Source organism: Streptomyces sp. NBC_00887 (assembly GCF_045207585.1).
The window spans coordinates 8531588-8556611 of sequence record NZ_CP108788.1; the positions used below are offsets into that span (position 1 = coordinate 8531588).

Here is a 25024-nt window from a genome sequence, read left to right on the forward strand (position 1 = left end):
CGACGTGCCCCGCTCCCGGCCGCGGGCGGCGTCCGGTCAGTAGCCGGCCGGGCGCACCAGCCCCGACTCGTACGCGAACACCGCGGCCTGCGTCCGGTCGCGCAGGCCCAGTTTCACCAGGATCCGGCTCACATGGGTCTTCACGGTCTGCTCCGCCACGACCAGCCGCCCGGCGATCTCCGCGTTGGACAGCCCTTGCGCGACGAGGAACAGGACCTCGGTCTCGCGTTCCGTGAGATCACCGACGCGGTCCCTGCTCGGGGCGCGCGGCGCGGTGCTCACCCGGGAGAACTCGGCGATCAGACGCTTGGTGATGTTCGGGGCGAGCAGCGCGTCGCCGGCCGCCACCACCCGTACCGCCCGCGCGAGTTCGGCCGCCGACGCGTCCTTCAGCAGGAAACCGGAGGCGCCCGCGCGCAGCGCCTCGTACACGTACTCGTCGAGGTCGAAGGTGGTCAGGACGAGGACCTTGACGGTGGCGCCCGGCGCTTCGGTGATGCGGCGGGTGGCGTCGATCCCGCCGAGACGCGGCATCCGTATGTCCATCAGGACGACGTCGGGAGCCAGTGCGGCGACCTTCTCCACCGCGTCGAGACCATCCACCGCCTGGCCGACGACCTCGATGCCGGGCTCGGCGTTCAGCAGCACCGTGAAGCCCTGACGCACCATCATCTGGTCGTCGGCGATCAGCACGCGGATGGTCATGCGGGTTCCTCCAGGGGAAGTGTCGCCACTACTTCGTAACCCCCGCCGGGGGTGGGGCCGTGGGTGAGTTCGCCGCCCAGCATGGCGGTCCGTTCGTTCATTCCGAGCAGCCCGTGGCCGACGCCTGCGGACCGTGCGGGCGGGGTGTCCGGGGCGGAGTTGGTGACCCGGACCGTGACGGCCGCCCTGTGGTAGCCGACCTCCACCCGGGCGCGTGCCCCCGGGGCGTGCCGCATCACGTTGCTGAGCGCCTCCTGCACGATGCGGAACGCCGACAGCTCGACGCCGGGCGGCAACGGCCGCCGGGTGCCGGCCGTTTCCGTGGTGACGGTGATGCCGGCCCCCCGTACCTTCCCGACCAGTTCGGGAAGCATGTCGAGGGTGGGCTGCGGGGCGTGCCGTACGCCGTCCGCGAGGGCGTCCTCCGAGCGCAGTACGCCGAGCACGCGGCGCAGTTCGGCGAGTGCCTCGACGGCGTTCTCCCGGATGCCCGCGAGGTTCTCCTTGAGCTCGTCCGACGGGTTCTCCACCAGGTGCGGGGCTACCTGGGCCTGGATGGAGATCACGGACATGTGGTGGGCGACCACGTCGTGCAGCTCGCGTGCGATCCGGTTGCGCTCCTCCAGGAGCGTGCGCCGGGCCCGTTCCTCCTCCGTCAGCTCCGACTGCTCCACCAACTGGGTGCGGGCCACCCGCAGGGCCCGCAGCGCGCTGCCGACCACGACGGCCGCGACGGCGACGAGGGCGGCGCGGTCGAGGGCGTAGTTGTGGGCCTGCGTGGCGAACGAGCTGGCGGCAAGCCCCGTCAGGAGACTGACCACCAGCGCGGTGACCGCGCGGCGTGGCTGGACCCGGAGTGCCAACAGAAACAACGCCCCGCTCTGCAGGGCGATTTCGGGCGTGGTCCACGGGAACAGCGCGTCTGGCCTCAGCACCGGCTCGGCGAGCCGCACGCTGACGACCATGAGCCCGAGCGACGCCCACCAGGCGTACAGCGGCCGGGACATACCGGTGATCAGCGCCACCGACTGGAGCACGGCGAGGAGAACCGCGTACAGGGGGATGCCGGAGCCGTCCGGTATCAGGTCGTACACATGGAACAGCGTGATCGCCGACGCGACGATCGCCAGCAGCATTCCGAACACCGGCCGCCATATCGGTGCGCCCGGCCGGCCCGGTGGCGGTACCGGATCGACGGGCGAGGTCCACAGATCCTCGCGCAGCGTGCGCGGCAGCCTCCGCAGAGCGGCCGCCAGCCGTCGCCCGGCCGCCCCGGCCCCCGCCCACCCCGTCATGTTCTCCACCTTAAGCACGTCGCGACTCCTGGATCCGGGCGGGGGAACTCTTCCGTACGACGGTCGATCTGCTGTTCCGCCGCTGCTCGTACGCACCGAAGGCGTGCCGGAGCGCCAGCAACACCAGGGCGAAGACCGGCAGCCAGGCCAGCCGTGCCAGGACCCAGACCGGGCCGTCGGGCACGGTGTGCAGACCGGGCAACGGGCCGCCGGCGAACAGGACGGTCGAGGTGACCACGATCATCGCGGTCTGGTGCCACAGGAACACGGTCATCGCGGACAGGTTCACCAGCGCCACGGCCGCCCAGACGGCGGGACGCGCCAGGACCCGGCGCAGCGGTCCGAGCAGCAGCAGAGCCGCTCCGCACTGGGCGAGGCCGAAGGTGACGACCGCGAGCGTCGGAGGATCGAGGTTGGACAGCTCGCCGCCCGGCACCCCGACCATGGACGCCGGATAGCCGGCGAACAGGACGAGCCCTGCGGTGGCCGCCGCGCCCCCGAGCAGCAACGCCCAACCGGTCCGGCGGCTGCGCAGCCCGCCCCGCGCCCAAGCGGCGCCCAGGCAGTACGGGACCAGCCAGCCCGCCGCCACGTTGACCCGGCCGAGGGCGGCCGGGCCGTCGAGGCCCAGGCGGATCAGGTCGACGTGGAGGACCGCGGCGAGCGGCCACAGCGCATGCAGCCGCGCCACGAGCGGGGTCGCCGCCGTCAGCGCCGCGAAGACCAGCAGGAACCACAGGGGCGACCACACCAGCTTGCCCAGCGCGCGCACGGTGCCCTGGTCCACCCCGGAGGCCAGCATCACGCACGCCGCCACGGCCCACACCACCAGGACCACGGCGACCGGCCGGAACAGCCGCCCCATCCGGGCCCGCAGCCACACGCCGTAGGACTCGCCCCTCGCCCGGGCGGAGGCATAACCCTTCGCTCCCACGTGCCCGCCCACCAGGAAGAAGACCGCGAGCGTCTGGAACACCCAGGACACCGGGGTGAACTGCGGCATGTACTGGAGCGGACTCGCCCCGTGCACCGTGCCGCTGTCGGCGACCAGAGCCGTCACCAGCCAGTGGCCGCACACCACGCCCAGGATGGCGAGGCCGCGCAGGGCGTCGAGCGCACGGTCGCGGTCCGGAGGCGTCGCGGACTCGATGCGCCGCACGAGCTCACGCACGACGGCCCGCCGTCCCCGCGACGATCCGGCCGATGCTGCGCAGCGAGACGGAACCGGGCTTCAGGTAGTCGCTGTGCCCGCCGTCGCCCGCGTCGAAGACCTCGGCGCCGAACTCCGGCGAGACCGGGTCGGTACCGAACCCGACCGTCACGAACGGCAGTCGCACCCGTATGTGCGGTACGTCCGCGATCCAGTCGTCACCGCTCCGGCCGGCCCGGACGGTGGCCCGGGTGTGCAGCGCGGCGGCGCTGTCGGCACCGGTGCCGGGACTGCCGTACAGCACGATCTCCGCGACATCGAGTCCGGACGCCGCCCTGGCGCAGACGACGGAACCGTAGGAGTGGCAGAGCACGGAGACCCGGGCGGGGGGCCGTGCCGCACCCAACTCCCGTACGAAGGAGGTCAGTTGAGGTGCCGCTTCGACGGCACGCGCCGACGTCAGCGCCCCGGGGCTCACCGTGACCGGTGTCCGGTACCCGAGCCAGGCGACGACGGCCGACCCGCTGCCGAGCTCCCGGAGGAGCGCCTCGGCATCGCGCCGTAAACGCCAGTAGTGGTCGAGGTCGACGCCGGCTCCCGGTACCAGTACGGCGATCCGTCCGGCCCGGGACAGATCCCCGAAGACCTCGGCGCTGCGGCCGCCGTCGCGCCCGTCGAACGCGAGGAAGTGCCGGGCGGACCTGGCCATGTCCCGCAGCGAGGCGGCGCGTTGCCGGTCCCCGTTCCGGGCGGCCATGTGCTCGGCGGCCCGGATGCCGTCACGGTTCGCCGCGTACCGCGCCGCCAGCGCGCCAGGGGCCGTGGTGCCCAGCGGGCCGAGGGCCGCAGGGGCGGGTGCCGGAACAGCGGCGGGGCGGGCCGCCCCCGACACCGGCAGTGCCACGGACGCGGTGACGAGCGCGGAGAGCAACGCGCGACGCAAACGGCTGCTGCGTGGGCGGGACGCCATGGGTGGTCCTTCCGTACCGGATGTGCCTGATGAATCCGGTACCGAAGCTATGGACCGCCCCGTGTGGTCGGCGTCCCGCTGAGGAGCGCACCTGTCACGTAGCTCTGGAGTACTACGAGTAGGGGGTGCCCCGCCTCCGATGCCCGCTACGGGCGACGCCGGGGCTTGCCGCGCTTGCCGCCGCCGGACGCGCCCCGGGGGCTCTTGCCCGTCGCCTTGCCGGCTGCGGGCTTGCGCGGTGCGCCGCCCTTCTTCTCCGGGCGCTTGGCCTTCGGCTGCGGGGGTGTCGGGGGGCGGCCCCGGGTGCTGTTCACGGTCCGCCCGCGGACGATCCCGATGAACTCCTCCACCAGGTCGGTGGTCCTCTCCTCCGGCCAGGACAGGGCGATGCGCGACTCGGGTACGTCCGAGAGCGGCCGGTAGGTGAGGTCCTTGCGGTGGTACAGACGGGCCAGCGACTGCGGGACGACGAGCAGCCCCACCCCCGCCGCCACCAGCTCGACGGCGTCCTCCGTCGTCGCGGGGCGCTCGAGCGCGGGCCGGCCAGGCGGACGCTCCCACTCCAGGGTGTCGTCGAGGGGGTGCAGCACGATCTCGTCGGCGAGATCCGCGGCCGACACCTCGTCGACGGCCGCCACGAGGTGGTCCTTGGGGACCACGACCACGGTCGTCTCGGTGTAGAGGGGGATCGCGCTCAGATCCGTACGGTCCACCGGGAGGCGTACGAAACCGGCGTCGGCGTCGCCGCCGCGCAGCACACCGGCCGCCTCGGCCGCGGGGACGCCCACGAGGATCAGCGGGACGCCGGGCAGCCGCTCGTTCCAGATCCGCACCCATTTGGTCGGGGTCACGCCCGGGACGTAGGCGAGCCGGAACGAAGAGGGGGTTTCCGAGCCTGTCACTCCGCCAGGTTACCGGCCGTGGTCGGAGGCGGCGCACATGCTCGATACCCTGGACACCATGACGTCGCACCAGACCACCCAGACAATGAAGCCCGCCACCGCGGCGAAGAAGCTGGGTGTGTACCTCGAAGCCACCCCCGCCGAGTTCCAGGAGGGCGTCGTCTCGCGCAGCGAGCTGAACGCACTCCAGGCCGATCCGCCCGAGTGGCTGCAGGAGCTGCGGCGCAACGGTCCGCACCCCCGGCCCGTGGTCGCTTCGAAGCTGGGCATCTCCATCGCCGGCCTCGCGCGGGGCGGAGTCACCGAGCCGCTCACCACCGAGCAGATCGACGCGCTCAAGGACGAGAGCCCCGAGTGGCTGCAGAAGGAGCGCGCCACCCAGGCCGAGGTCCGCAAGGAAGCGATCCGCATCAAGGAGAAGAACGCGGCGCGGTCCGAGGAGTCCGGCGACCCGCGTTCCTGACGCGTGCGGGGGCGGTGAGGGCGCGGTGACGGCCGCCGGGTCTCCCGGGTCCGTCAGGGTCTCGAAGCGGTGAGGAACCCGGCCGCCCCGCTCTACGCCCCGGTGTAGGCAGCGATCGTCGCCGCCGTCGTGGCCGCCACGACCTCCGGGTCCGCGCCCGACGCGGCGTACGCGGCGCCCCACTCGTTGCCGGAGCGCGCCATGACCGACTTCGCCTCGGGCGTGGACTGCCAGGCGGCCGCTTCCTCGCCGAACCCCGGCTCCGGCCCGAACAGCGGCGCCGGTGAGCGGTCAGCCGCCGTGGAGGCCCCACTGGTCGAGGCTGCCGTAGACGTGAGCCTCCAGGCATTGAGGTGCGTCAAGGCCTACGGCCTCGCCACGGTAGAGGGCGATGAGCGAGTCCTTGCCCCGCCACCAGGTGTCGGTCAGGCCCTGCACTTCAGGCACCTGCTCGTAACCGTCGAGGTCCAGTGAGTCGACGGCCTTGCCGGTGGTCCTCGTGATGGTCTTGGCCCAGCGCCTCGCGTGGGCGGCCAGCGCCAGCGATTCCACCCAGCCGTCCGCACTGGCATGCAGCGGCGCCCAATGGGAGCCGTGGATCCCGAACTCGCCACCGGGGCCGATCATGAAGCCGTAGGCCATGGACACCCGACAGTCCCCGGCCGGAATCCACCAGCCCTCCGCGGCCGAGCCCTCGGGGACGTCCGCGTCCAGGATGCGCGGGCCGCTCTCGTAGAACGGGGCCGGCGGCAGCGCGAGACCGCCCCAGCGGTTCTGGAAGGCCGCGACCCGGTCGATCTCTGCGGCCGGGATGCCGTGCCTGAGCCACGTGTCGCGATGGCGCCCGATGCACTGCCGAGGAACGCGGATGCCCTCCACCTCTACGAACCTCTTGGCCCTGCGGGTCAAACCGTCAGGAGCGACCGGGATCGGCGACAGGGGAGTGGCGGCCGTCATGGTGCCGGAGTCTAGTGGCGGGGTCCGGCAGCGCATCGGGCGGCAGTCCCGCCCGCAGTCCTACGGGCCAGGAATCGCGCTCAGGGGCCAACTCGTGAGCTCAAGGGCCAACTATCGCGCTCAGTCACCATCAAGACGACGCTCAATCAGCAAATCTTTGCATAAAAGTGCAGGCCAGCGTATAGTCATGCCATCGACGAGGAGGCATTTCGATGGTGGTACGTGCGGCAGTGGCTGGAGCGAGCGGATATGCCGGCGGGGAACTGCTCCGCCTGCTCCTCACCCACCCACAGGTCGAGATCGGCGCCCTCACCGGCCACTCCAACGCCGGACAGAAGCTCGGCGCACTGCAACCGCACCTGAGGCCGCTGGCCGACCGCGTGCTCCAGCCGACCACGGCCGAGGTGCTCGCCGGGCACGAGGTCGTCTTCCTGGCCCTGCCGCACGGGCAGTCGGCCGCCGTCGCCGAGCAGCTCGGCGACGAGGTGCTCGTCGTCGACATGGGCGCCGACTTCCGGCTGAAGGACGCCGCCGACTGGGAGAAATTCTACAACTCGCCGCACGCGGGCACCTGGCCGTACGGCCTGCCCGAGCTGCCCGGAGCCCGCAGCGCGCTGGAGGGGTCCAAGCGCATCGCGGTGCCCGGCTGCTACCCGACCGCCGTCTCCCTCGCGCTCTTCCCGGCGTACGCGGCCCAGCTCGCCGAACCGGAGGCCGTCGTCGTCGCCGCCTCCGGCACCTCGGGGGCGGGAAAGGCCGCCAAGCCGCACCTCCTGGGCTCCGAGGTCATGGGCAACATGTCCCCGTACGGCGTCGGCGGAGTCCACCGGCACACGCCCGAGATGATCCAGAACCTCAGTGCGGCAGCCGGTGAGCCGGTCACCGTGTCCTTCACACCGACCCTCGCGCCCATGCCCCGCGGCATCCTCGCCACGTGCAGCGCGAAGGCGAAGCCGGGCGTGAGCACGGAGTCCCTCCGCGCCGCCTACGAGAAGGCCTTCGCGGACGAGCCGTTCGTCGACCTGCTGCCCGAGGGGCAGTGGCCCGCCACCGCGGCCGTGTACGGATCCAACGCCGTCCAGATCCAGGTCGCCCACGACGAGGCAGCCGGCCGGATCATCGTGATCAGCGCCATCGACAACCTCGCCAAGGGCACCGCGTCCGGAGCCCTGCAGAGCATGAACATCGCACTCGGGCTGCCCGAGGACACAGGTCTTTCCACCATCGGAGTCGCACCGTGAGCGACGCACGCGCAGCCGCCGGGCTGCGGGAGACGACGAGGACCGCGCCGCCGCGCAGCGCCGGCGGAGCAGCGAACGAGGAGATGCAGTGAGCGTCACGGCAGCCAAGGGATTCACGGCGGCGGGCATCGCCGCCGGAATCAAGGAGAGCGGCGGTCCGGACCTGGCCCTCGTGGTCAACAACGGGCCCGGTCGCGCCGCCGCGGGCGTCTTCACCTCCAACCGCGTCAGGGCCGCACCCGTCCTCTGGTCGGAGCAGGTCCTCAAGGGTGGCGAAGTGACCGCCGTCGTCCTCAACTCCGGTGGTGCCAACGCCTGTACGGGCCCCAAGGGCTTCCAGGACACGCACGCGACCGCAGAGAAGGCCGCCGAGGTCCTCACCGGTCACAGCGCGGGCGAGATCGCGGTCGCGTCGACCGGACTGATCGGCCTGCTGCTCCCCATGGACAGGCTCCTGCCCGGCATCGAGAAGGCCGCGGCGGCGTTGAGCGAGCACGGCGGTGAGAAGGCCGCCATCGCCATCAAGACAACCGACACCGTGCACAAGACCGCGGTCGCGGGCGGCGCGGGCTGGACCGTCGGCGGAATGGCCAAGGGCGCCGGCATGCTCGCCCCCGGCCTCGCCACCATGCTGGTCGTCCTGACCACCGACGCCGACGTGGACGCCGCAGGTCTCGACTCCGCGCTGCGCGACGCGACCCGGACCACCTTCGACCGGGTCGACTCCGACGGCTGCATGTCGACCAACGACACCGTGCTGCTGCTCGCCTCGGGCGCGAGCGGAATCTCCCCGGGGCAGGCCGAGTTCGCCGCTGTCGTCCAGACCGTCTGCGCCGACCTCGCACGCCAGTTGATCGGTGACGCCGAGGGCGCTTCCAAGGACATCCGGATCGAGGTCGTCAACGCCGCGACCGAGGACGACGCCGTCGAGGTGGGCCGCAGCATCGCCCGCAACAACCTCCTCAAGTGCGCCATCCACGGGGAGGACCCCAACTGGGGCCGTGTCCTGTCCGCCATCGGTACCACGAAGGCCGCCTTCGACCCCGATCAGCTGAACGTCGCGATCAACGACGTGTGGGTCTGCAGGAACGGCTGTGTCGGCGAGGACCGCGACCTCGTCGACATGCGCTACCGGGAGGTCAAGATCACCGCCGACCTCGCCGCCGGCACCGAGACGGCCGTCATCTGGGCCAACGACCTCACCGCCGAGTACGTCCACGAGAACAGCGCGTACAGCTCATGAGTGCCGCGAGGAAGCACACGGCGCTGCCGAAGGCGCAGATCCTCATCGAGGCGCTGCCCTGGCTGACCCGGCACAACGGAAAGACCGTCGTCATCAAGTTCGGCGGCAACGCCATGATCGACGAGGAGCTGAAGGCCGCGTTCGCCCAGGACGTCGTCTTCCTGCGGCACGCCGGTCTCAAGCCCGTCGTCGTGCACGGCGGCGGTCCGCAGATCAGTGCCCAGCTCGACAAGCAGGGCCTGGTCAGTGAGTTCAAGGCCGGTCTCCGCGTCACCACGCCCGAGGCCATGGACGTCGTACGCATGGTGCTGGCCGGCCAGGTCCAGCGCGAGCTCGTCGGCCTCCTCAACCAGCACGGCCCGCTCGCCGTCGGCATGACCGGCGAGGACGCCCACACCATCACCGCCACCCAGCACCGCCCGATGATCGACGGCGAGTCCGTCGACATCGGCAGGGTCGGCGAGATCACCGCCATTGACACCGGAGCCATCCAGGCGCTGCTGGACGACGGCCGGATCCCGGTCATCTCCTCCATCGCGCGCTCCGCCGAGGACAACCACGTCTACAACGTCAACGCCGACACCGCCGCCGCGGCCCTCGCGGCCGCGCTCAACGCCGAGACGCTGATGGTCCTCACCGATGTCGAGGGCCTCTACGAGGACTGGCCCCACAGCGACGACGTGATCAGCCGGCTCACCGCCACCGAGCTGGAGAAGCTGCTGCCCGATCTCTCCAGCGGCATGGTGCCCAAGATGCAGGGCTGCCTGCACGCAGTGCGCAACGGCGTCGAGACCGCCCGCGTCATCGACGGCCGGGTCCAGCACTCGATCCTGCTGGAGATCTTCACCGACGAGGGAATCGGCACGATGGTCGTGCCCGACACGCAGGACGGCGCACCGGTCGGCCCACACAACGACGTACACATCGAGCCGCAGCCGCACGCGCAGGGGGAGTCATGAGCAACGAGCAGTTCTCGCAGCGCTGGCAGACGGCGCTGATGGACAACTACGGAACACCGCAGCTGTCCCTGGTCCGCGGCGCGGGCGCCCGTGTGTGGGACGCCGACGGCACCGAATATCTCGACTTCGTCGGCGGTATCGCGGTGAACGCCCTCGGCCACGCGCACCCGGCCGTCGTCGAGGCCGTCTCCGCCCAGGCCGCCTCACTCGGCCACGTCTCCAACCTCTTCATCGCCGAACCGCCCATCGCGCTCGCGGAGCGCCTGCTTCAGCTCTTCGGCCGGACGGGCAAGGTCTACTTCTCCAACTCCGGCGCCGAGGCGAACGAGGCCGCCTTCAAGATCGGCCGGCTCACCGGGCGCAGCCACATGGTCGCGACCGACGGCGGATTCCACGGCCGGACCATGGGCGCGCTCGCCCTGACCGGCCAGCCCAGGAAGCGCGAGCCCTTCGTGCCGCTGCCCGGCGACGTCACCCACGTGCCGTACGGCGACGTCGAGGCGCTCCGCGCCGCGGTGACGACCGACACGGCCCTCCTGATCATCGAGCCCATCCAGGGTGAGAACGGTGTCGTCGTACCGCCCAAGGGCTATCTGGAGGCCGCCCGGGAGATCACCCGGGCCACCGGCACACTGCTGGTCCTGGACGAGGTGCAGACCGGGATCGGCCGCTGCGGCCACTGGTTCGAGTACCAGGCCCACCAGGGCGTCGAGCCCGACCTCGTCACCCTCGCCAAGGGCCTCGGCGGAGGGCTGCCGATCGGCGCGACCGTAGCGTTCGGCGCGGCGGCCGACCTGCTGAAGCCCGGCCAGCACGGCACGACGTTCGGCGGCAACCCGGTCGCCTGCGCCGCCGGTCTCGCCGTTCTGGACACCCTGGCCGCCGACGGCGCCCTGGACGACGTGAAGCGGCTCGGCGAGAAGATCAGGGACGGTGTGGAGGGGCTGGGTCACCCGTTGGTCTCCCACGTCCGCGGCTCCGGCCTGCTGCTGGGCATCGTGCTCACCGGGCCCTTCGCACCGCAGGTGCAGAAGGCGGCCCAGGAAGCCGGACTCCTGGTGAACGCTCCCGCCCCCGATGTCGTGCGGCTCATGCCGCCACTGATCATCGGCGACGCCGAGGTGGACGCGTTCCTGCGCATTCTGCCCGGAGCTCTCGACGCGGCCCACGGGGACGGACGATCCGGAGAATGAGGCGACGACGATGACCGAGGCGCAGGAATCCGAGCACGGCGGGCCGTCGGTGCCACAGACCCGCACCGCCCGCCACCGACGGATCGTGGACATCCTGAACCGGCAGCCGGTGCGCTCACAGAGCCAGTTGGCCAGGCTGCTGGCCGACGACGGGCTGAGCGTCACCCAGGCGACGCTCTCCCGGGACCTGGACGAGCTCGGCGCGGTGAAGATCCGCAACACCGGAGGCGAGCTGATCTACGCGGTGCCCAGTGAGGGCGGTTTCCGTACCCCGCAGGCACCGCTCGGCGGGTCCGCGAAGGAGGAACGGATGCGCAGGCTCTCCTCCGAGCTGCTCATCTCGGCGGAGGCCTCGGCCAACCTCGTGGTGCTGCGTACGCCGCCGGGCGCCGCCCAGTTCCTCGCCTCGGCCATCGACCAGGCCGAACTGCAGGCGATCCTCGGCACGATCGCGGGTGACGACACGCTGATGCTGATCAGCCGTGACCCGAACGGCGGCCAGGCGCTGGCCGACCACCTGCTGCGGCTCGCCCAGAACGAGCGCTGAGCGGCGGCCCGTCAGTAGCGCGTGATCGCGGTCGGGCCGGACTCGGTCCCGACCGCGATATGCGGACGCCGCGCCGGCTCCGCCCAGGCCAGGATCCGGTCCATGTCGGCGGCCGGCACGGAGACACAACCCGCTGTCGCCCCCTTGCCGTTGACGTGGAGGAAGATCCCGGCACCCCGGCCCCGTACCGGCCGGTGGTAGTTGAAGCCGATCACGAGCGCACGCGCGTACTGCGTCCCGTACGTCACCAGATGTTCGGCCTCGTCCGCCCGGCAGTCCGCCGACAGCGGCTCCACCCAGCGGTTGTACGCGCGCGACGCGTTGTCCTGGCACCACCACGAGCGCTCGTTGACCAGGCGGTACGGATAGCGGGTCCCGGCCGGGGCGGCAGCGACGCCGAAGGCGTACGGCAGGTCGTACAGGCCGGTGGGCGTGGTGTTCGTGCCCTGCGTACGCGCGGCACCCTCGGTCAGTCCGTTCGCCCCGAAGCGGGCAGGTGCGGAACCCGCACGGACCCATGTACCCGACCGCCGGTCCCACCACGTGACCGTGCCCGTGGTGGAGTCCGTGCCCGGGGCCTCGGCGGTGATCAGTTGGCTGCCGCCGCCCGTGTCGGCCAGCCGTTCAGGGAGGGGTGCCGGTTCTGCCGGCCGGGCCGCGAGGGACGCCAGTGCCAGCAGAACCGACACGGTCACCAGGGATCTGCGCATGTTCCGGACCGTACGGCCCGCGGCGGCGCGGCCCCACCGCGCCTGCTCCGTACGGCCCAGCGCCTCACCCCGCGGACGGCGCCGGCAGGGCGGGCAGCGGCAGGGGAAGACCCGGCAGCCCGTCGATGCTGGTCGCGATGTGCTCCTTCTTCCCGAAGTACGCGCTCAGGCTGGCGTCGTCCTCCCGCCTGAAGCGGTCGGCGTGCAGGGAGCGGTCCTCGTCGTACGCCATGAAGGGCACCCCGTATCCGCAGCTGTCCCGGATCAGTTCGGCCGTCACCACGATGATCGCGCGCAGGCCGTGCGAAGCCGGGTCGACCGAGGGGAAGTGGCCGAGCAGGGCAGGGAACCGCGGATCGTCGCGGAAGACCGGCTCACCGCGGCCGTGCACACGCACGATGTTCGGCGGCCCCTGGAAGGCACACCACATCAGCGTGATGCGTCCGTTCTCGCGCAGGTGGGCGACGGTCTCGGCGGTGCTCCCCGCGAAGTCGAGGTAGGCGACGGTCCGTTCGTCGACGACGGCGAATGAACCGCTGACGCCCTTGGGGGAGAGGTTCACCGTGCCATCGGCGTCCAGAGGGGAGGTGGCGGTGAAGAAGATGTGCTGCTCCTCGATGAAGGTCCGCAGCCGTCCGTCGATACGCTCGTACGTTTTTCCCATGAAGTGAAGTATCCGTCGCCGGACGACTCGCCCGTAATGCTTCTCATCCACCGGAACTGAAGGGCGGCAGCGGCTCGTAGCGGGCACGCTGCGCCTCGTGGGCGACCTCGGGGTCCTCGTCGTCCTCCATCGCGGCCAGTACGCGTTTGCGCAGAGCGAGGCTGTGGGCGCAGAGCAGGCGGAGGGCGGAACGCCGCACGTGCTGGGGGCGGCCGGGGGCGACCAAGGAGGCCAGCCACTCCTCCGGGACCAGCAGGACGTACGGGACGAGCGCCTTGCAGGCGGTGCGCACCACCGGCGGATGCGGGTCGTCCATGGCGGCCATCAGCTCGTCGGGGGAGACCGCGTCCAGCATGCGCAGGGCGGCGAGTGCCGCGGCGCGCACCCGGCCCTCCGGATGGGCCGTCAACGGCCGCAGCAGGGCCGTCGCGTCGGGCGCTCCGGACTCGGCCAGGCCGAACAGGGCTCCCGGCGGCAGCCCGGAGGCGGCGCGACCGGCGCACATCGCGCGGTAGACCTCCCCCGGGTCGCGGCCCTCCAGCCGCAGGACCAGGCGGGCGGCGGAACGCACGCGGGCCGACTGATCGACCAGGCGCGACTCGGCCTCCGGGCCGCGGTCCGCCCGGTGCAGGGCCATCACCGCGGAGGACCGCGTCACGGCCGAGGAGGCCCCGAGCAAGGGGTCCAGGAGCCGCTCCGGATCACCTGCGGTGACCTGCGCGAGCAGTTTGTCGGTGCACCGGTGGCGGACGACCCGGTCCGGGGCGGTGAGGATGAGCTCCGTCAGCCCGGCGGGCGTGAGCAGGTCCCCCTCCAGGGCCAGTCGCGCCCCGAGGACCCGGACCTCCGGCGCATGGCTCGCGCAGAGCATGCCCGGCAGTCCCGGCAGGGGTCCCGTGGCGGCCAGGACCCGGTCCAGGGCCCAGCCGCCGTGCGGGAAAAGGGTCAGACGCAGGGCCAGGGCCACCAGGTCCGAGGGCTCCGCCTCCGACGCCTGCAGGGTCGCACGCATGATCCGGCGGGCCCGCTCCCGTACCCGTACGTGACGGTCGGCGCAGCGGATCAGCAGCAGGGGCAGGAGGGGCGGCTGCCCGGGGGTGAACGCCAGCGCGGCCTCGCGGACCTGCCACCGGCGGTGGCAGAGGGCGATCGCGGTCTCCGCCTCACGGGGCGGGAACTGCGACCAGGTGACGTCCTTCGCCTCCTCGTCCCAGCGGGGTGCGCTCGACCAGTCGACCGACCCGCGTCCGCCTGCATGACGCTCCCGGAGCAGGGACACCAGCGGCAGGACCCCGCTCCGCCGCGCGGTCTCCGACCGTATCCGCCGGTCGAGCTCGACCCATGCCTCCGGATCGGGCGTGTCCAGTGCCGCGGCCAGGGGCTTGCCCAGCAGGAGTCGGTCCTGCGGGGAGAGGTACAGCGTGGGCGACAGAGGGATCACGTTCCGCATGAGCCCAGCCTAGGGATCACACGCGCCTCCCACCAGCAGCTTTGACAAACCATACAGAGGGCTGCATAGTTATGCCTACCAGTGACTGCACCGCACAGGGCTTCATCGGGATCCTCGGCCTTTCCTCGAAGATCGCGGCCACGTGCGACCTCGTCCGATCCCCGAGTCACCCACCGCCTCCCCTCCGTACGCGTGCGGGGAGGCGGTCGCACATCCCACCCTTGCACTCCCGAGGAGCACGCAGTGAGCAACGGCACCGGCAACAGCGACGTACGCCTCTGGGGCGGCCGTTTCGCCGACGGACCCGCCGAGGCGCTGGCCAAGCTGTCCGCCTCCGTCCACTTCGACTGGCGGCTCGCCCCGTACGACATCGCCGGCTCCCGTGCCCACGCGCGGGTGCTCAACAAGGCGGGTCTGCTCACCGAGGACGAGCTCGACCGCATGATCGCCGGCCTGGACTCGCTCGAAGCCGCCGTCGCCGACGGCTCGTTCACCGGCACCATCGCCGACGAGGACGTCCACACCGCGCTGGAGCGCGGCCTGCTGGAGCGTCTCGGTCCGGACCTCGGCGGCAAGCTGCGGGCAGGCCGGTCACGCAACGACCAGGTCGCCACGCTCTTCCGGATGTACCTGCGCGACCACGCCAGGATCATCGGCGGGCTGATCGCCGAACTCCAGGACGCGCTCGTCGGGCTGGCCGAGGCCCACGCCGACGTGGCCATGCCCGGCCGTACGCACCTGCAGCACGCCCAGCCCGTGCTGTTCGCCCACCACGTCCTGGCCCATGTGCAGCCCTTCATCCGGGACGCCGAGCGGCTGCGGCAGTGGGACGAGCGGACCGCCGTCTCCCCGTACGGCTCCGGCGCGCTGGCCGGATCGTCCCTCGGGCTCGACCCGGAGGCGGTCGCCGCCGACCTCGGCTTCGAGCACGGATCCGTCGCCAACTCCATCGACGGCACCGCGTCCCGGGACTTCGTCGCCGAGTTCGCGTTCATCACCGCGATGATCGGCATCAACCTCTCCCGGATCGCGGAGGAGATCATCATCTGGAACACGAAGGAGTTCTCCTTCGTCACCCTCCACGACGCCTTCTCCACCGGGTCATCGATCATGCCGCAGAAGAAGAACCCGGACATCGCCGAGCTGGCCCGCGGCAAGTCCGGCCGTCTCATCGGTAATCTGACCGGGCTGATGGCGACCCTCAAGGCCCTCCCGCTCGCGTACAACCGCGACCTGCAGGAGGACAAGGAACCCGTCTTCGACTCCTGCGACCAGTTGGAGGTCCTGCTCCCCGCCTTCACCGGCATGATGGCCACGCTCACCGTCAACCGTGAGCGCATGGAGGAGCTGGCCCCGGCCGGCTTCTCGCTCGCCACGGACATCGCCGAGTGGCTGGTCAAGCAGGGCGTCCCGTTCCGGGTCGCGCACGAGGTCGCAGGCGAGTGCGTCAAGGTGTGCGAGCAGCAGGGCATCGAGCTCGACGAACTGACGGACGAGCAGTTCGCCAAGATCTCCGAGCACCTCACCCCCGAGGTGCGCACGGTACTCGACGTGCCCGGCGCGCTCGCCTCCCGCGACGGCCGCGGCGGCACGGCCCCGTCGGCCGTCGCCGTCCAGCTCGCCGAGGTGAAGGCCGACCTCACGACGCAGCACGCCTGGGCGACCGCGCGCGGCTGATCCGGCGGCATCGCGGGCTACGTTGGTCGGGCAGGTACATGAAACCGACCAGGAGGAGTCCGCGATGCCCTTCGCCCGCCTGAACCGAGCGACCACCCCGACCGCCCACATCGGGCTGGGCCTGGCCGCTGTCGGCAGGCCCGGTTACATCAATCTGCACCGGGACCGGGACCTGCCCGCAGACCGCAGCGCGGACGCGCTGCGCTCCCGCACCCACGACCTCCTGGACGCCGCCTACGCGCAGGGCGTCCGGTACTTCGACGCGGCCCGCTCCTACGGCCGTTCCGAGGAGTTCCTCGCCGACTGGCTGACCGCGCGGCCCGAGGTGACGGACGTGGTCATCGGCAGCAAGTGGGGCTACACCTACACCGCCGACTGGCGCGTCGACGCCGAAGCGCACGAGGTCAAGGACCACAGCCTCGCCACGTTCGAACGCCAGCGCGCCGAAACGGCCGGACTGCTCGGCGAACGGCTCGACCTCTACCAGATCCACTCGGTGACCGCCGACAGCCCGGCACTGAGCGACAAGGACCTGCACGCGCGCCTGGCCGCGCTGGCCGCGGAGGGCACCACCGTCGGTCTCTCCACCAGCGGCCCCGCCCAGGCCGACGCCATCCGGGCCGCCCTTGCCGTCACGGTGGACGGCGAGCCCCTCTTCCGCACCGTCCAGGCCACGTACAACGCGCTGGAGACCTCCGCGGAGCCGGCGCTCGCCGAGGCGCACGACGCCGGGCTCACCGTCATCGTCAAGGAGGCCATGGCCAACGGCAGGCTCGCCGGGACCGAGGCTCCCGCCGTCGTCCGGGAGATCGCCGCCGAGGCCGAACTGGGCGCGGACGCCGCCGCCCTGGCCTTCGTGCTCCACCGGCCGTGGGCGGGCGTCGTGCTGTCAGGAGCGGCCACCGTCACCCAGCTCGCCGGCAATCTGCACGCCCCCCTCCTCGACCTGGACGCGGACCGGCTGGACCGGCTCGACGCCCTGGTGGAGGAGCCGGAGGCGTACTGGCGGCACCGCTCCTCGCTGCCCTGGAGCTGAGCCGGCATCACGCCCAGGCGGCGAGTGCGTCGAAGTCCGCCCGCACCAGCCCCACCCGGGGATCCACCGGACGCAGCAGCGCCCGCCCCGGGTGGTGTCCCGCCACCCAGCCCGTGTCGAGATCCGTGATCTCGTCGTCGACCCAGGCGAACGGCCTCCCGGCCGCGTACTCGACGACGTACCGCGTCTTCCAGTACGTCCCGTCCGCGGTGGCACCGTGCATCGCGGGCCAGTCGATGTACGGCAGCGGGGGCAGCCCGAGGTGCGGGCCGATCCACTCGTTGGCCTCGTCCTTCCAGGTGGTCGCCCAGACGAGTTCGTACCGGTCGGTGAGGGCCAGCAGTTCGTCGCCGTGCTCCGGGTTGAGCAGGACCGGCAGCGCCGGCCCCGCCGTCCACCCCGTCGGCCGCATGGTGTGCCGCCGGTAGCCCTCGGGCGCCCCGCGGCGGGACAGCGCCATGTACGGATTGAGCGGGCCGTCGATGTCGATCAGCAGCAGCGGCTTCATCGCCTCATGGTGCCCCTGTCCCCGCCCGACAGGGTGGAAGGCGTCAGGAGCTCGTGAGGATGACGAGCTGCTGGGTCGCCCGGGTCATCGCGACATAGCGGTCGACCGCCCCTTCGACGCCCTCGCCGAACTCCTCCGGGTCGACGAGGACGACCAGGTCGAACTCGAGCCCCTTCGACAGCTCCGGGGTCAGCGACCGGACGCGGGACGTCGAGCGGAATGCCGGATCGCCGATGACGCAGGCGATCCCGTCCGCATGCTCGGCGAGCCAGGTGTCGAGGACCGAGCTCAGTTCCGAAGCGGACCCGTGCACGACGGGAACGTTGCTGCTGCGGATGGAGGCCGGAACATTGGCGTCCGGGAGCACGGCCCGGATGACCGGCTCGGCCTCCGCCATGATCTCCTCCGGCGTCCGGTAGTTGATGCTCAGTGAGGCCAGGTTGATCCGGTCGATCCCGACCCGCTCGAGACGTTCCTGCCACGACTCCGTGAACCCGTGCCTGGCCTGGGCGCGGTCCCCGACGATGGTGAAGCTGCGGGACGGGCACCGGAGCAGCAGCATCTGCCACTCCGCGTCGGTCAGTTCCTGGGCCTCGTCCACGACGACGTGGGCGAACGGGCCGGCGAGCAGGTCCGGTTCGGTGCCCTGCAGTGCGCTCTCGTCGATCAGGGAGTCCTGCAGGTCCCGGCCGTGCAGCATCCCCAGCGCGCCTTCGCTCTCGTCGATCACCATGTTCTGCATCATGCTGGTGATGGACTCGGCCCTGCGCTCGCGCTCGTCGGCGACAGCGGCCTCGTTCCGACGCCTGCGCCGCGCCGCCTCGGGGTCCCCGACCCGCTGTCGAGCCGCGTCCAGGATCGGCAGGTCGGACACGGTCCAGGCCTGGGCGTCGCGGCGCTGCAGACGCTTGATGTCATCGGGGCCGAGCCAGGGAGCGCACTTGCGCAGGTAGGCGGGTACCGACCACAGGTCTCCGACGAGGTCGGCCGCTTCGAGCAGCGGCCACGCCCGGTCGAAGGCCGTGAGCAGGTCCCTGTTCCGCAGCAGCGACTTGCGCAGCAAGTACTCCGAGCCTTCGCCCTCGTACTTGTCCATCAGGATCGTGAGCAGTTCCTCCCAGACCTGGTCGCGCGCCTCGTTGTGCGGGGCACCGGGTCCTGCTGCTTCGAACGCCACGGCCCAGTCGGCGGCGCTCAGCCGGATGTCGGACCACTGGGTCGTGACCGTCATCCCCTCGGTCGGCGGCTCCTCGTAGAAGCTGACGGCCGCCTCCACCGCCTTCACCAGGTTCGCGGACGACTTCAGGCGGGCCACCTCCGGGTCGGTCTCCACGGCCGCCGCGGCTCCCTCGGTGACGAGATCCCGCAGGGTGCAGGTCTGTACGCCCTCCTCCCCGAGGCTGGGCAGGACGTCGGCGACGTAGCCGAGGTAGGGCTGGTGCGGACCGACGAACAGGACGCCGCCCCGGCGGTGACCGAGGCGGGGGTCGGAGTAGAGGAGGTAGGCGGAGCGGTGCAGCGCGACGACGGTCTTCCCCGTGCCCGGACCGCCGTCGACGACGAGGGCGCCACGTGATCCCGCGCGGATGATGGCGTCCTGGTCGGCCTGGATGGTGCCGAGCACATCCCGCATCTTGGGCGACCTGTTGCTGCCCAGGCTGGCGATGAAGGCGGACTGGTCGTCGAGCGCGGCGTGCCCGGCGAAGCCGTCCGGGGTGAACACCTCGTCCCAGTAGTCGCTGATGCGGCCGCGTGTCCAGCGGTACCTGCGGCGGCTCGCCAGACCCATCGGGTTGCCGTGGGTGGCCCCGAAGAACGGCTCGGCCGCGGGTGAGCGCCAGTCGAGCAGCAGCCGGCGGCCCGAGCTGTCCGTCAGGCCCAGACGTCCGACGTAGACCGGCTCGGAGGTGTCCGCACCGACCATGTGCCCGAGGCACAGGTCCATGCCGAAGCGACGCAGTGTGCGCAGACGAGCGGTCAGCCGGTGGATTTCGCTGTCCCGGTCCATGGCCTGCCGGCCGATGCCGCCGGGGGTCCTTCGTTCGGCGGCGAGGCGGTCGGACAGTTCGGCGATCGACTGCTCGAGGCACTCCGCGATGGCCGCGAAGTGCCGCTCGTCGCCGGCGATCAGTGCCGGGTCGGCCTTGGGGGAGAGGCGGTCGGGAAGGTCGAATGCGCTGGTGGTCAGCGGGTTCACGGCGTTGGCTCCGATCTGAGGTCGCTTGCAACCGTTGCGCGCAGCAAGGTGCCTGGACCGGCGTGAAGAATCTGGTGTCCGTGGCGGGCATCGGCCACCAGGGGTGTTGAGGTCTCGTGCTCTGTGCTTCCGGGTTTCCGGGCCGGCGTTCCCGCGTGGCTCACGCGGACACGGGGTGTCGTTCGTCGGCCACCCGTCCGGCCCAGTACGGCCGGGTCACCACCACCGGAGGTGCGTCGGCCCGGATGGCCGTCACCGCGAGTCCCATCAGCGGTTCGGCCTCCCCGCCCGGTCCATACGCAGACGACAACGCGCGCACGTCGTTGCTCCCTCATTTCCGCAGGTAGTGGCTTCGGCGGATGATTCTGCGGCATGACCGGGGCCTTGCCGCAAGGCCCCCCGTGCGCTATATGTTGAGAGTGGAAAGGAGTGGGTGCTCCTCTTTTCCCTCTGCCGTCCGCTCCGGACGGACAGCCTCCTCGTACATCCGCGGTGTGCAGCCTACGAGCGTACGCCGGTGCCGCGGCTCAGGAGAATCTCCCGTCGGCCCACGGATGCGGCCGCGGATCCAGAAGTCGTTCATGATGACCCGTACCGCCGCGGGCTGCGACACGACCCGGCCTCGCTATGAGACGTCCATGTCTCATTTGGGTTAGTGTCGTCTCATGACTCTCGACCGTGAGCAGGTGCTGCGCAGCGCCGCCGCACTGCTGACCCGTAGATCCACCGCCACCATGGACGAGGTCGCCAAGGCCGCAGGCATCGGCCGCGCCACCCTGCACCGCCACTTTGCCGGACGGGATGCGCTGGTCAGGGCATTGGAGAACCTCGGCATCCAGGAATTCGAGGCCGCACTCGACACCGCCGAGCTCGACGAGGGAACCGCCGAGGAAGGCCTGCGGCGCCTCGTCGCCGCCGTCGAGCCCGCTGCCGGGCTGCTGTCCTTCCTCGTCAACGAGAACCAGCTCTTCGAGGGCGATCAGGTGAACGAGGGCTGGAACCGGCTCGACGCCCGCGTCTCCGCCTTCTTCCGGCGCGGCCAGGAGCGCGGCGAGTTCCGGATCGACCTCACACCGGCCTGGCTGACCGAGGCCCTGTACGGGCTCATCGGCACCGGCGCGTGGGCCGTACAGGCCGGGCGCGTCGCCGGACAGGACTTCCAGTACATGATCGTCGAGTTGCTGCTCGGCGGAGCACGCCGGAGCGTGGAGAAATGACCAGCACCGAGCACCGCCCCGGCATCTCGGGCGACCCGTACCACCCGGGGCGGTGGATCGCCCTCGCGGTCCTCGTCCTCGCCGTCCTGCTGGTGGCCGTCGACGCCACTGTCCTCGGCCTCGCCACCCCGTTCCTCAGTGAGGACCTCGAACCGACGGCGACCCAGTTGCTCTGGATCGGCGACGTCTACTCCTTCGTCATCGCCGGACTCCTCGTCTCCATGGGCAGCCTCGGCGACCGCATCGGCCGCAAGAAGCTCCTGCTGACCGGGGCCGCCGCCTTCGGCGCGGTCTCCGTGCTCAACGCGTATGCGAACAGCGCCGAGATGATGATCCTGGCCCGGGCGCTGCTGGGTGTCGCGGGAGCCACCCTGATGCCGTCCACGCTCGCCCTGATCCGGAACCTCTTCCACGATCCGCGCGAGCGAAGCTTCGCCATCGGCATCTGGGGTGCCATGGCCTCCGCGGGCGCGGCGGTCGGCCCCGTCATCGGCGGTGTCCTCCTCGAGCACTTCTGGTGGGGCTCGGTCTTCCTGATCAACCTGCCGGTGATGGCGGTCCTCGTGGCCGTGGGCATCAAGATGATCCCCGAGTCGAAGGACCCGGCGCCGGGGCCGTGGGACGTGCCCAGCGTGGGGCTCTCCCTCATCGGCATGGTCGGCGTCGTGTACGCCATCAAGGACCTGGCGGCGCACGGCATCAGCTGGGCCGTGGCTCTCGCAGCCGTGGTGGGTGTGCTCGCGCTCGTCTGGTTCGTACGGCGGCAGTTCCGGCTCCCCGCACCCCTGCTGGACATGCGGCTCTTCCACCACCGGGGCTTCTCGGGCGCGGTCGTCGCCGACCTGCTGACCATCCTCGGCCTGTCCGGACTGGTCTTCTTCCTCTCCCAGTTCCTGCAGCTGGTTCAGGGGCGCAGCCCGCTGGAGGCCGGGCTCGCCGAACTGCCCGCGGCGATCGGCGCGGTGACCGCGGGGCTGCTGGCGGGCCGGGCGGCCCGCCGCTTCTCGGTCCGGTCCGTCGTCGCGGGCGGGCTGGCGGCGATCGGGCTGTCGCTCGCGGTGGTCACCCTCATCCACAAGGAGACCGCGTATCCGCTGATCGGAGCTCTGCTCCTGGTGGTCGGCGTCGGCGCCGGATTCTCCTTCACCGTCACCGCCGACGTCATCCTTTCCAGCGTCCCCCATGAGCATGCCGGCTCCGCGTCCGCCGTCTCCGAGACGGCGTACGAGCTCGGCGCGGCCCTCGGTATCGCGCTGCTCGGCTCCATCGTCACCAGCGTCTACCAGGGCTTCGCCACACCGGAGGGAGTCCCGGCGGACACCTCCGCGGCGGCCCACGAATCACTCGGCGGTGCCGTGGAATCGGCCGAGGCACTACCCGCCCAGCAGGCGGAGGCACTGGTCTGGGCCGCGCAGGAGGCGTTCGTCAACGGGCTGAGGGTCGCCGCTGGCGTCGGCGCCGCGGTGCTCCTGGCGACCGCCGTATCCGCGTGGTACCTGCTGCGCGGCCAGAAGCTGGAGGAAGGCATCGTGCCGGACGGCAGGCCGTAGGGCCTTCACGCCGGCCACAGGGTCCACCCGAGCGGCGGACACACGAAAGGGCCCGTACCCCCGCCATCCGGAGGTACGGGCCCTTTCACGCCGGGCGCGGCCGGGTCAGGCGGCCTTGGCCTTCGTTGCGTACATGTCGACGTACTCCTGGCCGGACAGCCGCATCACCTCGGCCATCACCGAGTCCGTCACCGCCCGCAGCACATAGCGGTCGCGGTCCATGCCCTCGTAGCGCGAGAACTCCATCGGCTCACCGAACCGGACCGTCACCTTGCCCGGCCGGGGCAGCCCGGCGCCGCCCGGCTGCAGCTTGTCCGTGCCGATCATCGCGAACGGCACCACCGGCGCACCCGTCATCAGCGTCAGCCTCGCGATGCCCGTACGGCCCCGGTAGAGCCGGCCGTCGGGGGAGCGGGTGCCCTCCGGGTAGATGGCGAAGGCGTTGCCCCCGTCCAGCACCCGGCGGCCCGTCATGAGGGCGGCGACGCCTCCGCGGCCCCCGTCCCGGTCGACCGGGATCATTCCGCAGCCCGTGAAGAACCAGGCCATCAGACGGCCCTTGAGGCCCTTGCCGGTGACGTACTCGTCCTTGCCGATGTAGAACACCGGCCGGTCGCAGCAGATCGGCATGATCATCGAGTCGATGAACGTCAGATGGTTGCCCGCGAGAATCACCGGCCCGGTCCCCGGAATGTTCTTGGCGCCTTCCACCTGGGGGCGGAACATCAGGCGCAGGATCGGTCCGAGCACTGCCTTGATGACCGTGAGTCGGGACAACGCATCCTCCGGTGTTGTGGCCGGGCCGGCCGGGTCGGGAATTTTAAGGGTCTGTGCAGGTGAGGACGATACTCGTGGGTACCCCCGAATCGCACATCGGGTTCACCGAGTGGATACGCAGTGTTGACGTGTGTTTCCGCCATGTTCGTCCACGTGCCGCCCCACCGATGGCGTAGCTGCCTACGATCAAGCCACTCGAGCCTCTCGTACGGATGGGGCCGGGCTCGCGTGCGGCTTTACCCCGTCTCCTGGTCGTCGGGCAGCGCCTCCGCCCCGCGATCCACGGCACCGGACCCCGGCCCGATCCGGCCTGTTCCAAGCGGAAGACCCCGGCTCGACAGGTGCCGGACATCACATGCGAGGAGTACACATGACAGAGCGTGCGCAGGGTCCCGGCCGGCGGACACTGCTGGGAGCGGCCGTCCTCGGTACGGCAGCCCTCGGACCGATCGGTACGGCGAACGCGGCCGAGCACGGCCGGGCCGCACAGGGCGGCGGCCACGGCTCCTACCGGGACCTGCCCGTGCCGACCGTCATCGGCCACCGCGGCGCCAGCGGCTACCGGCCCGAGCACACCCTCGGCTCCTACCAGCTGGCCCTGGACATGGGCGCGCACATCGTCGAGCAGGATCTGGTGCCGACCAAGGACGGCCATCTCGTCTGCCGACACGAGAACGACATCACCGGCACGACGGACGTCGCGGACCACCCCGAGTTCGCGGGCCGCAGGACGACCAGGACGGTCGACGGGGTCTCCCTCACCGGCTGGTTCACCGAGGACTTCACCCTCGCCGAACTGAAGACGCTGCGCGCCAAGGAGCGGATCCCCGGCACCCGCCAGGAGAACACCCTCTACGACGGCCGCTGGGAGATCCCCACCTTCGAGGAGGTCCTGCGCTGGGCAGACAAGGAAGGACGCCGGCGCGGCAAGCCCGTCTGGCTGTACGTCGAGACCAAGCACCCCACGTACTTCCGGAGCCTCGGGCTCGGTCTCGAGGAGCCGCTGGCCCGGCTGCTGCGCCGCCACAACCGGCACCGCGCGCACTCCCCGCTGATCCTGCAGTCCTTCGAACCGACCTCCGTGCAGCGGCTGTCGAAGCTCGTCGCCACACCGCGCGTCGTCCTGCTGTCCGGACCGAAGGAGCGGCCCTGGGACTTCGTCGAGGCGGGCGACCCGCGTACCGTCGCCGACCTCGTGAAGCCCGCCGGGCTGACGTGGATCGCGTCCTTCGCGCAGGGCATAGGCCCGACGCTGGACCTGGTCATCCCCAAGGACTCGGCGGGCCGGCTCACCACACCGACCACCCTGGTCCGGGACGCGCACGCGCGCGGCCTGATCCTGCACCCGTACACGATGCGCAACGAGAACTCCTTCCTGCCGGCGGACTTCCGGCGCGGCACGGACCCGAACGCGTACGGCGACGCCTTCGGCGCCCTCCGTACGTACTTCCAGGCCGGCATCGACGGGGTCTTCTCGGACAACCCGGACACCGCGCTGCTCGCGGCGGCCGACTTCGCCGGGGACGCCGCCGGCCGCTGAGCCACCTCCGTCAGCGGCCAGGCCGGGATGCCCCGGTCGGGTGGAGCTCCCCGTGCACGGCAACCGGCTGTGG

Annotated in this window: 24 protein-coding genes; 11 read left to right on the forward strand and 13 right to left on the reverse strand. The window is 71.4% G+C overall.

The features are described from left to right. Window positions 1-36: 36 nt before the first annotated feature. The 5 genes from OG844_RS38945 to OG844_RS38965 all read right to left on the reverse strand — a co-directional run bounded on the left by OG844_RS38945 (window position 37) and on the right by OG844_RS38965 (window position 5022). A complete protein-coding gene (locus OG844_RS38945) occupies window positions 37-705 on the reverse strand; it encodes a response regulator (RefSeq protein ID WP_406388757.1) in 669 nt (222 codons plus the stop codon). Beyond that, window positions 702-2000, reverse strand: coding sequence for a sensor histidine kinase (locus tag OG844_RS38950; protein ID WP_406396022.1), 1299 nt, complete (start codon window positions 1998-2000; stop codon window positions 702-704). The genes OG844_RS38945 and OG844_RS38950 overlap by 4 nt, the downstream gene beginning before the upstream one ends. A gap of 10 nt (window positions 2001-2010) precedes the next feature. Then, entirely contained in the window at window positions 2011-3171 is a 1161-nt protein-coding gene (locus OG844_RS38955) for an acyltransferase (protein ID WP_406388755.1), read from the reverse strand. Beyond that, a complete protein-coding gene (locus OG844_RS38960; RefSeq protein ID WP_406388753.1) occupies window positions 3164-4120 on the reverse strand; it encodes an alpha/beta hydrolase in 957 nt (318 codons plus the stop codon). The genes OG844_RS38955 and OG844_RS38960 overlap by 8 nt, the downstream gene beginning before the upstream one ends. A 146-nt stretch (window positions 4121-4266) precedes the next feature. Then, window positions 4267-5022 carry a LysR family substrate-binding domain-containing protein gene (locus OG844_RS38965; RefSeq protein ID WP_406388752.1) on the reverse strand — a complete coding sequence of 252 codons (756 nt, stop codon included), beginning with the start codon at window positions 5020-5022 and terminating at the stop codon, window positions 4267-4269. A gap of 58 nt (window positions 5023-5080) precedes the next feature. On the opposite strand from OG844_RS38965, the gene OG844_RS38970 reads away from it, so the two are divergent. Then, on the forward strand, window positions 5081-5485 hold the full coding sequence (locus OG844_RS38970; RefSeq protein WP_384603748.1) for a DUF5997 family protein: 405 nt from the start codon (window positions 5081-5083) through the stop codon (window positions 5483-5485). Between the two features lie 291 nt (window positions 5486-5776). Here the strand turns inward: OG844_RS38970 and OG844_RS38975 are convergent, their stop codons facing one another. Beyond that, window positions 5777-6442: a hypothetical protein gene (locus tag OG844_RS38975; protein WP_406388750.1), complete on the reverse strand. Its 666-nt coding sequence runs from the start codon at window positions 6440-6442 to the stop codon at window positions 5777-5779. A gap of 212 nt (window positions 6443-6654) precedes the next feature. Between OG844_RS38975 and argC the strand changes: the two genes are divergently transcribed. From argC to OG844_RS39000, 5 genes are all read left to right on the forward strand, one after another. Continuing rightward, a complete protein-coding gene (gene argC, locus OG844_RS38980) occupies window positions 6655-7683 on the forward strand; it encodes an N-acetyl-gamma-glutamyl-phosphate reductase (RefSeq protein WP_406388749.1) in 1029 nt (342 codons plus the stop codon). Between the two features lie 88 nt (window positions 7684-7771). Beyond that, window positions 7772-8926 (forward strand): bifunctional glutamate N-acetyltransferase/amino-acid acetyltransferase ArgJ, encoded by a 1155-nt coding sequence (argJ, locus tag OG844_RS38985; protein WP_406388747.1) that lies wholly within the window; start codon window positions 7772-7774, stop codon window positions 8924-8926. Then, the gene (gene argB / locus OG844_RS38990; RefSeq protein ID WP_406388746.1) at window positions 8923-9885 is read left to right on the forward strand and encodes an acetylglutamate kinase; all 963 of its coding nucleotides are present in this window, start codon (window positions 8923-8925) and stop codon (window positions 9883-9885) included. The genes argJ and argB overlap by 4 nt, the downstream gene beginning before the upstream one ends. Then, the gene (locus tag OG844_RS38995; protein WP_406388744.1) at window positions 9882-11078 is read left to right on the forward strand and encodes an acetylornithine transaminase; all 1197 of its coding nucleotides are present in this window, start codon (window positions 9882-9884) and stop codon (window positions 11076-11078) included. The genes argB and OG844_RS38995 overlap by 4 nt, the downstream gene beginning before the upstream one ends. 10 nt (window positions 11079-11088) lie before the next feature. Further along, window positions 11089-11625: an arginine repressor gene (locus OG844_RS39000; RefSeq protein WP_329212851.1), complete on the forward strand. Its 537-nt coding sequence runs from the start codon at window positions 11089-11091 to the stop codon at window positions 11623-11625. 11 nt (window positions 11626-11636) lie between these two features. On the opposite strand, the gene OG844_RS39005 is transcribed toward OG844_RS39000, so the two are convergent. From OG844_RS39005 to OG844_RS39015, 3 genes are all read right to left on the reverse strand, one after another. Next, entirely contained in the window at window positions 11637-12335 is a 699-nt protein-coding gene (locus OG844_RS39005) for a L,D-transpeptidase (RefSeq protein ID WP_406388742.1), read from the reverse strand. 64 nt (window positions 12336-12399) lie between these two features. Then, window positions 12400-12999, reverse strand: coding sequence for a pyridoxamine 5'-phosphate oxidase family protein (locus tag OG844_RS39010; protein WP_406388740.1), 600 nt, complete (start codon window positions 12997-12999; stop codon window positions 12400-12402). 43 nt (window positions 13000-13042) lie between these two features. After that, window positions 13043-14449, reverse strand: a complete 1407-nt coding sequence (locus tag OG844_RS39015; RefSeq protein ID WP_406388739.1) for a HEAT repeat domain-containing protein — start codon at window positions 14447-14449, stop codon at window positions 13043-13045. 243 nt (window positions 14450-14692) lie between these two features. Between OG844_RS39015 and argH the strand changes: the two genes are divergently transcribed. Then, window positions 14693-16126, forward strand: coding sequence for an argininosuccinate lyase (argH, locus tag OG844_RS39020; protein ID WP_406388737.1), 1434 nt, complete (start codon window positions 14693-14695; stop codon window positions 16124-16126). 64 nt (window positions 16127-16190) lie between these two features. Further along, window positions 16191-17162: an aldo/keto reductase gene (locus OG844_RS39025; RefSeq protein WP_406388735.1), complete on the forward strand. Its 972-nt coding sequence runs from the start codon at window positions 16191-16193 to the stop codon at window positions 17160-17162. 7 nt (window positions 17163-17169) lie between these two features. Here OG844_RS39025 and OG844_RS39030 read toward each other — a convergent pair whose 3' ends face one another. From OG844_RS39030 to OG844_RS39040, 3 genes are all read right to left on the reverse strand, one after another. Beyond that, window positions 17170-17670 (reverse strand): hypothetical protein, encoded by a 501-nt coding sequence (locus tag OG844_RS39030; protein WP_406388734.1) that lies wholly within the window; start codon window positions 17668-17670, stop codon window positions 17170-17172. Between the two features lie 43 nt (window positions 17671-17713). Further along, window positions 17714-19867 carry an RNA polymerase recycling motor ATPase HelR gene (gene helR, locus OG844_RS39035; RefSeq protein ID WP_406388732.1) on the reverse strand — a complete coding sequence of 718 codons (2154 nt, stop codon included), beginning with the start codon at window positions 19865-19867 and terminating at the stop codon, window positions 17714-17716. 160 nt (window positions 19868-20027) lie between these two features. After that, window positions 20028-20186 carry a hypothetical protein gene (locus OG844_RS39040; RefSeq protein ID WP_406388730.1) on the reverse strand — a complete coding sequence of 53 codons (159 nt, stop codon included), beginning with the start codon at window positions 20184-20186 and terminating at the stop codon, window positions 20028-20030. 346 nt (window positions 20187-20532) lie between these two features. On the opposite strand from OG844_RS39040, the gene OG844_RS39045 reads away from it, so the two are divergent. Both OG844_RS39045 and OG844_RS39050 read left to right on the forward strand, forming a co-directional pair. Then, a complete protein-coding gene (locus tag OG844_RS39045; protein ID WP_406388728.1) occupies window positions 20533-21084 on the forward strand; it encodes a TetR/AcrR family transcriptional regulator in 552 nt (183 codons plus the stop codon). Beyond that, window positions 21081-22634, forward strand: coding sequence for an MFS transporter (locus OG844_RS39050; RefSeq protein WP_406388726.1), 1554 nt, complete (start codon window positions 21081-21083; stop codon window positions 22632-22634). The genes OG844_RS39045 and OG844_RS39050 overlap by 4 nt, the downstream gene beginning before the upstream one ends. Before the next feature lie 105 nt (window positions 22635-22739). Here OG844_RS39050 and OG844_RS39055 read toward each other — a convergent pair whose 3' ends face one another. Further along, the gene (locus tag OG844_RS39055; protein ID WP_329212861.1) at window positions 22740-23411 is read right to left on the reverse strand and encodes a lysophospholipid acyltransferase family protein; all 672 of its coding nucleotides are present in this window, start codon (window positions 23409-23411) and stop codon (window positions 22740-22742) included. A 370-nt stretch (window positions 23412-23781) separates the two neighbouring features. On the opposite strand from OG844_RS39055, the gene OG844_RS39060 reads away from it, so the two are divergent. After that, window positions 23782-24951, forward strand: a complete 1170-nt coding sequence (locus OG844_RS39060) for a glycerophosphodiester phosphodiesterase (RefSeq protein WP_406388724.1) — start codon at window positions 23782-23784, stop codon at window positions 24949-24951. Window positions 24952-25024: the final 73 nt, after the last annotated feature.